At 54.7% G+C, this 12,193-nt stretch carries 9 protein-coding genes; 6 read left to right on the top strand and 3 right to left on the bottom strand.

Annotated elements, in window-relative coordinates; all coding sequences use genetic code 11:
• Positions 1-60: 60 nt before the first annotated feature.
• Entirely contained in the window at positions 61-984 is a 924-nt protein-coding gene (locus F0Q32_RS12680; protein ID WP_149463350.1) for a LysR family transcriptional regulator, read from the bottom strand.
• Between the two features lie 246 nt (positions 985-1,230).
• Here F0Q32_RS12680 and lysA point away from each other — a divergent pair, with 246 nt between their 5' ends.
• Entirely contained in the window at positions 1,231-2,493 is a 1,263-nt protein-coding gene (lysA, locus tag F0Q32_RS12685) for a diaminopimelate decarboxylase (RefSeq protein ID WP_149463351.1), read from the top strand.
• Here lysA and F0Q32_RS12690 read toward each other — a convergent pair.
• Positions 2,463-3,494 (bottom strand): LacI family DNA-binding transcriptional regulator, encoded by a 1,032-nt coding sequence (locus F0Q32_RS12690; RefSeq protein ID WP_149463352.1) that lies wholly within the window; start codon positions 3,492-3,494, stop codon positions 2,463-2,465. The two genes, lysA and F0Q32_RS12690, sit on opposite strands and share 31 nt — an antisense overlap.
• A 302-nt stretch (positions 3,495-3,796) precedes the next feature.
• Here F0Q32_RS12690 and F0Q32_RS12695 point away from each other — a divergent pair, with 302 nt between their 5' ends.
• Genes F0Q32_RS12695 through F0Q32_RS12705 form a run of 3 tightly spaced genes read left to right on the top strand, consistent with a single transcriptional unit; the run spans position 3,797 to position 7,403 of the window.
• The gene (locus F0Q32_RS12695) at positions 3,797-5,134 is read left to right on the top strand and encodes a PTS sugar transporter subunit IIC (protein ID WP_149463353.1); all 1,338 of its coding nucleotides are present in this window, start codon (positions 3,797-3,799) and stop codon (positions 5,132-5,134) included.
• A gap of 7 nt (positions 5,135-5,141) precedes the next feature.
• Positions 5,142-6,569 carry a glycoside hydrolase family 1 protein gene (locus F0Q32_RS12700; RefSeq protein ID WP_149463354.1) on the top strand — a complete coding sequence of 476 codons (1,428 nt, stop codon included), beginning with the start codon at positions 5,142-5,144 and terminating at the stop codon, positions 6,567-6,569.
• Between the two features lie 60 nt (positions 6,570-6,629).
• Positions 6,630-7,403 carry a GntR family transcriptional regulator gene (locus F0Q32_RS12705; protein WP_149463355.1) on the top strand — a complete coding sequence of 258 codons (774 nt, stop codon included), beginning with the start codon at positions 6,630-6,632 and terminating at the stop codon, positions 7,401-7,403.
• Positions 7,404-7,409: 6 nt separating this feature from the next.
• Here the strand turns inward: F0Q32_RS12705 and galR are convergent, their stop codons facing one another.
• The gene (gene galR / locus F0Q32_RS12710) at positions 7,410-8,426 is read right to left on the bottom strand and encodes an HTH-type transcriptional regulator GalR (protein ID WP_149463356.1); all 1,017 of its coding nucleotides are present in this window, start codon (positions 8,424-8,426) and stop codon (positions 7,410-7,412) included.
• A 399-nt stretch (positions 8,427-8,825) separates the two neighbouring features.
• On the opposite strand from galR, the gene aas reads away from it, so the two are divergent.
• Both aas and lplT read left to right on the top strand, forming a co-directional pair.
• Positions 8,826-10,985, top strand: coding sequence for a bifunctional acyl-ACP--phospholipid O-acyltransferase/long-chain-fatty-acid--ACP ligase (aas, locus tag F0Q32_RS12715; protein ID WP_149463357.1), 2,160 nt, complete (start codon positions 8,826-8,828; stop codon positions 10,983-10,985).
• A complete protein-coding gene (gene lplT, locus F0Q32_RS12720) occupies positions 10,978-12,171 on the top strand; it encodes a lysophospholipid transporter LplT (protein WP_149463358.1) in 1,194 nt (397 codons plus the stop codon). The genes aas and lplT overlap by 8 nt, the downstream gene beginning before the upstream one ends.
• Positions 12,172-12,193 lie beyond the last annotated feature (22 nt).

Consider the following 12,193-nt stretch of genomic DNA (forward strand, 5'->3'; position numbering starts at 1 on the left):
TCCGGCAAAACACGCACGATTCGTAGGCCGGATAAGGCGCAGCCGCCATCCGGCATCCCTTTACGGTGCGAGAACCTTATTCAACGTATCGGTAATCACGCCCAGGTTTGCCTGCATATGCTGCGTAAATGCCTCAACCAGCGCCGAACCGGGTCGGTGGAGCGGACGAATCAGGCTCACGGTAAACGGCACATCTCTACTGAAACGGCGGATCACCACACCGCTATTAACGTAATCCAGCGCGGTGAACGGGTTAACCACTGAAATTCCCGCGCCTGCCCGCACCATCGCACAAATTGACGCCGCGCTGTGGGTTTCTACCACCATTCTCCGTTTCACCTGATGCTCGGTGAATAATGCATCCAGCAGTTGGCGATAGCTGTCGGTACGCGACAGGCTGATGTAATTTTCGCCCTGAAAATCTTCCGGCGTCAGTACGCTTTTTGCCGTCAGTGGATGATCCTGCGGCAGCACGCAGACTTCGTTGAGCGTCAGCAGAGGCGTGCGCTCAGTCCCTGCGGGCGTGTGCAGCGTTTCCGTCAGCCCTAAATCATGGCGCTGTGCCGAGAGCCACTCCTCCAGCAACGGCGACTCCTGCGGCACGATTTGCAGGCTGACATCCGGGTAGCGCGCCAGAAAAGGCTGGATCAACAACGGTAAAAAGGATTGTGAAAAGACCGGCAGGCACACAATTGACAGCTCGCCCTGGCGGAACTCGCGCAGGCTTTCCGCCGCGCTAACGATACGATCGAGCCCGTACCAGGAGCGTTGCACCTCTTCAAACAGTCTTAATCCTTGAACGGTAGGATGTAAGCGGCCACGGCTGCGTTCAAAGAGCTTCAATCCGAGCACTTTTTCAAAGCGCGCCAGTTCGCGGCTGACCGTGGGCTGCGAGGTATGCAGCAGGCGCGCGGCTTCCGTCAGGTTACCGGCGGTCATAACCGCATGGAAGATTTCAATGTGGCGCAGGTTGACGGCGGGCATTGTGGGCTCCTGGTTTGTGGGTTTGTTTGACCCCTCACCCTAACCCTCTCCCCAAAGGGGCGAGGGGACTGACCGTGCGCGTGTTTCTCCCTCGCCCCTTTGGGGAGAGGGTTAGGGTGAGGGGTATACCGCGCACAAATCCAAACCATATCATTTTTGCATAGACTCGCCATAAAACGATATTTTTTATTCCCTTCATCCTGTGGCGTAATCGGTAAAAAGCAACATCTGACACCGGAGCCTTTTATGCCACGCCCGCTTAACAGTACCGACACCGACCTGACTGCAGAAAATCTGCTGCGCCTGCCCGCTGAATTTGGCTGCCCGGTCTGGGTGTATGACGCGCAAATTATTCGCCAGCAGATTGCCAAATTGAGCCAGTTTGATGTCGTGCGTTTTGCCCAAAAAGCATGCTCGAACATCCATATTCTGCGTCTGATGCGCGAGCAGGGTGTGAAGGTAGATTCAGTGTCATTGGGTGAGATTGAGCGCGCGCTGGTGGCGGGCTATCAGCCGGGTGCTGATTCTGATGATATCGTTTTCACCGCTGACACTATCGACGAGGCGACGCTTTCGCGCGTGCATGAGTTGCAGATCCCGGTTAACGCCGGTTCCGTCGATATGCTGGCGCAACTGGGTGAGGTGTCTCCAGGTCATCGCGTGTGGCTGCGCGTGAATCCAGGCTTTGGTCACGGTCACAGTCAGAAAACCAACACCGGCGGCGAAAACAGCAAACACGGTATCTGGTATAGCGATCTTCCGGACGCGCTGGACGTGATTCAGCGTTATCAGCTAAAGCTGGTGGGCATTCACATGCACATCGGTTCCGGCGTGGATTATGGGCATCTGGAACAGGTTTGCGGCGCAATGGTGCGTCAGGTTATTGAATTTGGTCAGGATCTGGAAGCGATCTCTGCGGGGGGCGGGCTGTCTATCCCCTATCGTGAAGGCGAAGAAGCGATCAACACCGATCACTACTACGGCCTGTGGAACGGTGCGCGTGAACAGATTGCCAAACATCTGGGGCATCCGGTCAAGCTTGAACTTGAGCCGGGGCGCTTCCTGGTGGCGGAGTCTGGCGTGCTGGTGGCGCAGGTGCGTAGTGTGAAAGCGATGGGGAGCCGCCACTTTGTGCTGATCGATGCCGGATTTAACGATCTGATGCGTCCGGCCATGTACGGTAGCTATCACCACATTTCAGCGTTCGCCGCTGACGGGCGCGACCTCTCCCAGGCACCGCTGATTGAAACGGTGGTTGCCGGCCCGCTGTGCGAGTCGGGCGATGTCTTTACGCAGCAGGAAGGTGGAAAAGTGGAAACGCGCGCCTTGCCTGCGGTGAAGCCGGGCGATTATCTGGTACTGCACGACACCGGTGCGTACGGTGCGTCGATGTCATCGAACTACAACAGTCGCCCGCTATTGCCGGAAGTGCTGTTTGATAATGGCGCGGCGCGTTTGATTCGCCGCCGCCAGACAATTCAGGAACTGCTGGCGCTGGAACTGGCGTAAAACGGTCCCGTCGTCACCGTATCACGTAGCACGAGCGTGCCGGTAAACGGCGGGATGGTTTCAATTGGCTCGTCATTGGCGAGCTTAATGGCTTGATCGATAGCGGTCACTATCATGTTATCGATCGGCAGATAAACCGTCGACAGCCCCGGCTCCAGCCATTTCGCGCTCGGCGCGTCATCGAACCCGAACAGTGAAATATCCTGCGGAATGCGTAGCCCCGCCTGATGCAGCGCTTTTGATGCGCCCAGCGCCATATCATCGTTACAGGCAAACAGCGCGCTAAATGGCACCTTTTCGCTCAGCAGTTCATTGCACTTCTCAAAGCCGCAGGTCATACCCGCATCGCCATATTTTACCTTCGCCGGATCCCATGCAATACCATGTTTTTCCAGCGCATTTTTATACCCTTCTAAACGCGCTTTCCCGGTCGGCGTGTGGATGGGTACCGTGAGGCAGGCGATGTCGCGATGGCCCTGAGAAATCAGGTACTCCACTGCCTGAAAGGCGGCATCCTGCTGTTCGAAGAAGACGCAGCGCTCGCGCGCCTGACTGACGTCGCGGTTGATCACCACCAGCGGCATGGGAATGGAATCGATGAGCGACATGATGGTTTCTTCGCTCATAAAACGGGTGTAGAGCACAATCGCATCGCACTGGCGATCGGCCAGCATCTGCACTGCCTGCTTTTCTCGCTCTGGCTCGTCGTGCCCGTCGGCGACAATCAACTGCTTGCCCCAGACTTCCGTCTGACGCGATGCCTGTTGTAACAGGCGGCCAAAATAGAAGCCGTCAAAGGTTGAGACAATCAGCCCAATGCTATTGCTGGTGCGGTTTGCCAGTGAGCGCGCCAGAAAATTTGGCCGGTAGCCCAACTCTTCCATTGCTTTGAACACCTGCTGACGGGTGCTCTCTTTTACCTGACCTGTGCCGTTCAAAACGCGGGAAACCGTTGCTTTCGAAACGCCTGCGCGAATTGAGACATCCAGCATTGTTGTCATTGTCTGTTCCTGATGCCACGTGATTTCCGCAGTTTATCACAGACATTCAGGGGCATATGCTTTGAGAACGCGGCAAATAACTATCGGGATCACGCTTTTTAGCGTGAGGGGGAGAAAAATAGCCGTGATTTTAATGTGGTATACCAATGATGATATTTTTGCTTATTTTGGAATACCAGAAGAGAAGGTGAGAGTTTAATCACAGAACTTTTTCTGACCTGTGACTATTTTTGGTATGCCAAATGGTATTCAGCTGTCTACCCATTCGATAATAAAGCCCTACATTTTTGAGGTACCAACTCATGGCATTTCAGGAAAAAGTCATCGATTCCCTGGGAAGTTTCGCCACAAAATTCAATAGCTACCGCTATATAATGGCGATCAAATCTTCCTTTATCACCCTCATGCCGGTGATCATCGTCGGCGCGTTTTCAGTGCTGATTTCTAACATGGTACTGGATCCAAAAAATGGTTTAGCCAGCTTCCAGGCGCTCTCGTTTCTGGCGGCATTAAAACCTATCACCAGTGCAATTAACTATGCGACGCTTAACTTTCTTAATATCGGCGCCGTGTTTCTAATTGGCATCGAGTTAGGCCGAATTAACGGCATAAAAACCCTGTTTCCCGGCCTGCTGGCGGTGATCTGTTTTATCTGCGTGACGCCTACCACCGTTGAGATGATGGTGGATGGGCAGATGCATGAAGTTAAAGATGTGCTACTGCGCCAGTTCTCCGATACCCGCAGTCTGTTCCTCGGCATGTTTATCGCTATTTTGTCGGTAGAGGTTTATTGCTGGCTTGAGAAGCGGGAGGGGCTAAAGATCAAAATGCCCGATACCGTGCCGCCAAACGTCTCGGCCTCATTTTCTGCGCTGATCCCGGCGATTATTACCACCACGGCAATCGCCACCTTTGGCTTTATTTTTCATCAACTTACCGGCATGTATCTCTACGATGCGGTATATCAGGTGGTGCAGCAACCGCTGGAACGTGTGGTGCAAAGCCTGCCGGGGATCCTGCTACTGATGTTTGTCGCCCAGCTGTTTTGGGTGATCGGCATTCACGGCAATCAGATGATCAAACCGATCCGCGAGCCGCTGCTGCTGGGGGCGATCACCGTCAACATGAGCGCTTTTGAACAGGGCAAAGAGGTGCCGAATATCATCACCATGCCGTTCTGGGACGTCTACATGAGTATTGGCGGCTCCGGTCTGACGATCGGCTTGCTAATTGCAGTCATGATTGCGACCAAACGCAAAGAGATGAAAGAGATAGCCAAGCTGTCGATAGGTCCAGGGCTGTTTAATATCAATGAGCCGGTGATCTTCGGCATGCCGATCATGCTTAATCCGATCCTGGCGATCCCGTTTATCATCACCCCGCTGGTGACCGGCACGATCGGCTATTTTGCAACGTTAACCGGTTTTGCCGGGAAAGCGGTGGTAATGGTGCCGTGGACCACACCGCCGTTGATCAACGCCTGGCTTTCGACGGCGGGGTCGATGGGCGCGGTGGTCACGCAGCTTATCTGCATCGTGACGGCGGTGATTATCTATCTGCCGTTCGTCAAAATCGCCTCGCGCCGTGCCGCGCTGGCTCAGCAGGCTGCGGAAAATCAGCAAGCCGCCAACAACGCGTGAGGGAAAAATGAGCGTAAAAACAGCAGAAATTCCGCACGATTTTATTCTTGGCGCGGCCGCATCCGCCTGGCAAACCGAGGGCTGGAGCGGGAAAAAAGAGGGCCAGGACTCATGGCCCGATCTCTGGTATAAAAACGACCGCCACGTTTGGCACAATGGTTACGGTCCGGCGGTCGCCACCGATTTTATCAATCGTTTTCGCGAAGATGTGCAACTGATGAAGCAGGCGGGGCTCACCCATTTTCGCACTTCAATTAACTGGTCACGTTTTCTCACCGACTATGAAAATGTGTCGGTCGATGAAGAGTACGCCCGCTACTATGACCAGCTATTCGACGAGATGCGCGCCAACGGCATCGAACCAATGATCTGCCTGGAACATTACGAGCTACCGGGTTATTTGCTGGAAACTTACGGCGGCTGGGGCTCGAAAAAAGTGGTCGAGCTATATGTGCGTTACGTTGAACAGGTGTTTGCCCGCTATCACCTGAAAGTGACACGCTGGTTCACCTTCAACGAGCCCATTGTGGTGCAAACCCGCGTTTATCTGGACGCCCTGCGCTGGCCGTATGAGCAAAACACCAGTACCTGGATGCAATGGAACCACCACAAGGTGCTGGCGACTGCCAAAGTGGTGAAGTTGTTTCGTGAGAAAGGTTATCGCGGCAGTGTGGGTTGTATTCTTAACCCGGAAGTGACCTATCCGCGATCTCGCGCTGCGCATGATAAGCGCGCCGCCGAGGTGTACGATCTCTTCTACAACCGTGTCTTCCTCGATCCGCTGGTGCATGGTGAATATCCCGCCGAACTGGTTTCCCTGCTGGAGCAGCATCACATCGCGTGGGATTACAGCGAAGCAGAGCTTACGCTTATCCGTGAGAATACAGTCGATGAGTTGGGCATCAATCTATATTATCCGCACCGCGTGAAAGCACCTTCGCGCGCGTGGCACCCGCAAACGCCGTTTCACCCAGCCTGGTATTACGAACCCTTCGAGCTGCCGGGGCGCAAGATGAATAACTCGCGCGGCTGGGAAATATACCCGCAGATTATTTACGACATGGCGATGCGCATCAAAAATGAGTACCGCAATATTCCATGGTTCGTCGCGGAAAGCGGCATGGGCGTTGAAAATGAAGGGCAATTCCGTAACCGTGACGGCGTGATTGAGGATGATTACCGCATCGATTTCATCAGCCAGCATTTGTGGCAAACGCTACGTGCGCGTGCTGATGGCGCTAACTGTCACGGCTATATGCTGTGGGCTTTTACGGATTGTGTCTCGCCGATGAACGCGTTTAAAAATCGCTATGGGCTAATTGAAATAGACCTCGATAATCATCGCGCACGGCGGGCGAAAAAATCGGCCTCGTGGTTCAGAACATTGCGCGAATCGCGAAGCCTGACGCTGACGATTGATGACGAGTGGAAATAAGCCGGGCAAATTTTGTTAAGATACTCGCCAGGACATCCGTTATCTGAAACAGGTGATATTGTGGAAAAGGCCGTCACTCCGCCGGAAAAAAAACCGTACCAGGAAATAGGTGAGGATCTCCGCTCGCAAATTATTCAGGGGCAGTATCCCGTCGGCTCGCGGCTGCCGCCGGAGCGCAATATCGCCGAAAAGTACGGCGTTAGCCGAACCATTGTCCGCGAGGCGCTGCTGATGCTGGAACTACAGGGGATTGTCGATATACGCCAGGGCTCCGGTGTCTATGTGATGCGCGTCCCTCAGGAGAATGACGGCGATGAAGAGCAACTGCTGAACAGTGACGTTGGCCCGTTTGAGATCCTTCAGGCGCGTCAGTTGCTGGAAAGTAATATCGCCGCTTTCGCCGCCAAAATGGCCACGCGGGCGGATATCGACAACCTGAGGCGCATCATCGAGCAGGAGCAGCACGCCATCGCCAGCAATGATACTCGCCAGGATAACAGTAAAATGTTTCACCTGGTGCTGGCGGGGGCGACGCAAAATCAGATGATGCTGGCGACGGTCGAGCGCATTTGGCTGCAAATGGACAGTAGCCCACTATGGCAGCAATTTAATGTGCATATCGCCAGCCGCGCTTACCGGCTGAAATGGCTCGGCGAGCGGCAGGCCATCCTTGCCGCGCTGCGCCGTCGCGATGTAATGGGGGCCTGGCAGGCAATGTGGCAGCATCTGGAGAATGTGAAAAACAGTATGCTTGAACTTTCGGACGCCGACGCGCCCGATTTTGATGGTTTCTTGTTTGAATCGGTGCCGATTTTTCAGGGCAAGCTGATGTAAACGCGGTTAAGCCTTATCGCTCTCTGCCGGCACCGACACCGAATGACGACGCACAAGCGTCGGGCTGAAGAGGTGGGTGACATCCGGCACCGGGCGTTTTTCCGCCAGTGCCAGCGCCAGCTCTGCTGCCTGCGTCGCCATGGTCACGATTGGATAACGAATAGTGGTTAAACGCGGGCGCACATAGCGTGATACCAGTACATCATCGAAACCAATCAGCGAAATCTCCTGCGGCACGTCGATGCCGTTATCATTGAGCACGCCCATTGCGCCTGCTGCCATCGAGTCGTTATAGCAGGCCACGGCGGTAAACTGTTTTCCGCGCCCCAGTAGCTCGGTCATTGCCTGCTCGCCGCCGCTTTCGTCGGGTTCCGCGAAGGTCACCAGCCGATCGTTACACGGCAGCCCGTTCTCTTTTAGCGCGTCGTAATATCCCTGCAAGCGGTCTTCCGCATCGGAAATCGCGTGGTTTGAGCAGATGTAGCCAATCCGGGTATGCCCCTGCTGAATCAAATGACGTGTCGCGAGCCACGCGCCATAGCGGTCGTCCAGCGCCACGCAGCGTTTTTCAAAGCCGGGCAATATGCGGTTAATCAGCACCATGCCGGGTATTTGCTTCATCAACCCGACCAGTTCCGCATCAGGAATCATTTTGGTGTGTACCACCAGCGCCGCACAGCGATGGCGAATTAACTGCTCAATGGCCTGACGCTCTTTTAATTCGTTGTGATAGCCGTTACCGATCAGCAAAAAGTTGCCGGTGTGATACGCCACCTGCTCAACAGCTTTGACCATGGCGCCAAAGAAGGGGTCAGACACATCGCCTACCACCAGCCCCACGGTTTCCGTTGACTGCTGCGCCAGGGCGCGCGCGTTAGCGTTCGGGTGGTAATTGAGTGTTTCCATGGCCGAAGACACCGACTGACGCGAAGCATCGCTGGCTTTCGGGGAATTATTGATTACGCGGGAGACGGTGGCGACAGAGACGCCAGCCAGTCGAGCCACATCTTTGATAGTCGCCATACACTGCCTTTTCGATGGGTAAACGGTTACACCACTGTAGTGTTACGGAAATTTCGCGCAGGTTCAAGGGCGCGAGGCGCTTGAAGGGAAGATCTTTGATAGTCCCCTGTTGACACGAAAAAGCACTAAGTGATTCTAAAAAAACGAATACAAACTTTTGCTTACACTTTGCGAAGGGCTGTTGCGGTTCTGTACTGGAGAAAACAGCGGCGGGATTGCTACTCTGATTATCCCAGAGGTATTGATAGGTGAAGTCATCCGTAAGGTTGACTGACTTGAATTACACCAACCTGCGCAGATGCGCAGGTTTTTTTTTGTCAAGAATTGGGGGTTTACTGCTTTTACGCTGTTTTCTCATGTACCCTTCATGCAGAGAAAACTTTGGCAAAAGGAGTTGGTATGGTTATTGGCTTTTTTCGGCAGCTTTTTAAAGTTCTGTTTCGGGTAAGAATGACCGGCGACACAGCGGCTTTAACACAATCAAAGGTGCTGATTACCCCGAACCATGTCTCATTTATTGATGGTATTTTGCTGGCGCTATTTCTGCCAGTACGTCCGGTATTTGCAGTTTACTCCTCGATTTCGCAAAAATGGTTTATGCGCTGGCTCACGCCACTGATCGACTTTGTACCGCTCGACCCGACTAAACCAATGTCTATCAAACACCTGGTGCGCCTGATTGAACAGGGTAGACCGGTGGTGATTTTTCCCGAAGGGCGTATTTCGGTTTCTGGTTCGCTGATGAAAATCTACGACGGCGCGGCCTTTGTGGCGGCAAAATCGGGCGCGACCATTATCCCGGTACGTATTGAAGGGGCAGAACTGACCTACTTCAGCCGCCTGAAAGGGCTGGTGAAGCAGCGTCTCTTCCCGCAAATTCGGCTGCATCTGTTGCCGCCAACCCGTATTGAGATGCCGGATGCGCCGCGTGCGCGCGATCGCCGCAAAATTGCTGGCGAAATGCTGCATCAAATTATGATGGAAGCGCGGATGGCGGTGCGTCCGCGTGAAACGCTTTTTGAATCGCTGATTAACGCCCAGTATCGTTATGGCGCAAAAAAACCATGCGTGGAAGACATTAACTTCCAGCCCGACAGTTACCACAAACTGATGACCAAAACGCTGTTTGTGGCGCGTATCCTCGACAAATACACCCGGAAAGGCGAACGCATCGGCCTGATGCTGCCGAACGCAGGGATCAGCGCGGCGGTGATTTTCGGGGCGATTGCGCGCGGGCGTATTCCGGCGATGATGAACTACACGGCGGGCGTGAAGGGGCTTTCCAGCGCGATTACCGCGGCGGAACTGAAGACGATATTTACCTCACGTACCTTCCTTGATAAAGGCAAACTCTGGCACCTGACCGAACAGCTGACTCAGGTACGTTGGGTGTTCCTCGAAGATTTAAAAGGTGATATCACTCCCCAGGACAAACTGTGGATTTTCTCGCGCCTGCTGGTGCCGCGTCTGGCGCAGGTCGAACAGAAACCGGAAGATCCGGCGATTATCCTCTTCACTTCCGGTTCTGAGGGGAACCCGAAAGGTGTGGTGCACAGCCATAAAAGCATTCTGGCGAACGTCGAGCAGATTAAAACCATCGCCGATTTCACCGCTAACGATCGCTTTATGTCCGCGCTGCCGCTGTTTCACTCTTTCGGTCTGACAGTTGGGCTGTTTACGCCGCTGCTGACGGGCGCTCAGGTTTTCCTTTATCCGAGCCCATTGCATTACCGCATCGTGCCGGAGCTGGTTTATGACCGTAACTGTACCGTACTGTTTGGTACCTCCACCTTCCTTGGTCACTACGCGCGCTTCGCGAATCCGTATGATTTTTATCGTCTTCGCTACGTGGTCGCGGGGGCGGAAAAACTGCAGCAAAGTACCAAAGAACTCTGGCAGGACAAGTTCGGCCTGCGCATTCTGGAAGGCTACGGCGTGACGGAATGCGCGCCAGTGGTTTCTATCAACGTGCCGATGGCGGCGAAGCCGGGTACTGTGGGGCGCATTTTACCTGGAATGGATGCGCGTTTGCTGGCAATCCCTGGCATTGATAAAGGCGGACGTTTGCAGTTGAAAGGGCCGAATATCATGACCGGCTATCTGCGCGTCGAGAACCCTGGCGTGCTGGAAAAACCGAGCGCCGAGAACCAACACGGCGAGCTGGAAGAGGGCTGGTACGACACGGGCGATATCGTCGCCTTTGACGAACAGGGCTTTGTGCAAATTCAGGGCCGTGCCAAACGCTTCGCGAAAATTGCCGGGGAAATGGTATCCCTGGAAATGGTCGAGCAGGTGGCGCTGGCGGTATCCCCAGAGAAAATGCACGCCACAGCTGTGAAAACAGATGCCAGCAAAGGGGAGGCGCTGGTGCTGTTTACCACCGATAATGAGCTGACCCGCGACAAACTGTTGCAGTACGCGCGGGCACATGGCGTACCGGAACTGGCCGTGCCGCGCGATATCCGCTGGCTGAAACAACTCCCGCTATTGGGCAGCGGCAAGCCGGACTTCGTGACGCTCAAAGGTATGGTTGAAGAGGCAGAACAGCACAATGAGTGAGTCAGTACACACTAACACCTCTATCTGGTCGAAGGGCATGATGGCGGTGATTGCCGCTCAGTTTCTCTCCGCGTTCGGTGATAACGCCCTGCTTTTTGCCACGCTGGCATTGATGAAACAGCAGTTTTATCCCGACTGGAGTCAACCGGTTTTACAGATGGTGTTTGTGGGCGCTTACATTCTTTTCGCACCGTTCGTAGGGCAGATAGCAGACAGCTTTGCCAAAGGTCGCGTCATGATGATGACCAACGGCCTGAAACTGATTGGTGCAGCGAGCATCTGCTTCGGTGTAAACCCGTTCATCGGTTATTTGCTGGTGGGCATTGGGGCGGCGGGTTACTCACCGGCCAAGTATGGCATTCTGGGCGAGCTGACGACCGGCGATAAACTGGTGAAAGCCAACGGGTTGATGGAAGCATCGACCATTGCCGCCATACTGCTGGGCTCGGTGGCGGGCGGAGTGCTGGCCGACTGGCACGTGATTGCGGCGCTGGTAGCCTGCGCTATCGCTTACGGCGGCGCAGTGGTCGCTAACCTTTTTATTTCCAGGCTTGCGGCGGCGCGCCCAGGGCAATCCTGGCGATTTCGCCCGATGACCAACAGTTTCTTCAGCGCTTGCAAAACCCTGTGGCACAACGGCGAAGCGCGTTTCTCGCTGTTGGGGACCAGTCTGTTCTGGGGCGCCGGCGTGACGCTGCGCTTCCTGCTGGTGCTGTGGGTACCTGTGGCGCTCGGCATTACCGATAACGCCACGCCCACGTATCTTAACGCCATGGTCGCCGTAGGGATTGTGGTCGGTGCAGGCGCAGCGGCCAAACTGGTGACGCTGCAAACCGTCGCCCGTTGCATGCCAGCAGGCGTGTTAATTGGTGTGGTAGTGGCGATTTTCGCCCTGCAACACGCGATTCTGCCAGCCTATGCACTGCTGTTTGTCATCGGGATTTGCGGCGGTTTCTTTGTCGTGCCGCTTAACGCGCTGCTTCAGGATATCGGCAAACACTCGGTGGGCGCAGGTAACGCTATCGCCGTGCAGAACCTGGGCGAAAACAGCGCGATGCTGATTATGCTGGGAATTTACTCGCTGGCGGTGATGGTAGGAATTCCGGTCATTGGCGTAGGCATTGGCTTTGGCGTGCTGTTTGCGCTGGCGATTATCGGCCTGTGGCTGTGGGGGCACAGGCGCTAAGCGTGAATAGGGTGGCGTTTAA

The organism is Pseudocitrobacter sp. 73, assembly GCF_008369545.1.
Lineage (GTDB): Bacteria > Pseudomonadota > Gammaproteobacteria > Enterobacterales > Enterobacteriaceae > Pseudocitrobacter > Pseudocitrobacter vendiensis.

Excerpts from the sequence above, each read along its gene's own strand:
- F0Q32_RS12690 (WP_149463352.1), bottom strand. The coding sequence starts at position 3,494 with ATGACAACAATGCTGGATGTCTCAATTCGCGCAGGCGTTTCGAAAGCA.
- aas (WP_149463357.1), top strand. The coding sequence starts at position 8,826 with ATGGTTATTGGCTTTTTTCGGCAGCTTTTTAAAGTTCTGTTTCGGGTA.
- lplT (WP_149463358.1), top strand. The coding sequence starts at position 10,978 with ATGAGTGAGTCAGTACACACTAACACCTCTATCTGGTCGAAGGGCATG.
- F0Q32_RS12695 (WP_149463353.1), top strand. The coding sequence starts at position 3,797 with ATGGCATTTCAGGAAAAAGTCATCGATTCCCTGGGAAGTTTCGCCACA.
- F0Q32_RS12680 (WP_149463350.1), bottom strand. The coding sequence starts at position 984 with ATGCCCGCCGTCAACCTGCGCCACATTGAAATCTTCCATGCGGTTATG.
- lysA (WP_149463351.1), top strand. The coding sequence starts at position 1,231 with ATGCCACGCCCGCTTAACAGTACCGACACCGACCTGACTGCAGAAAAT.
- galR (WP_149463356.1), bottom strand. The coding sequence starts at position 8,426 with ATGGCGACTATCAAAGATGTGGCTCGACTGGCTGGCGTCTCTGTCGCC.
- F0Q32_RS12700 (WP_149463354.1), top strand. The coding sequence starts at position 5,142 with ATGAGCGTAAAAACAGCAGAAATTCCGCACGATTTTATTCTTGGCGCG.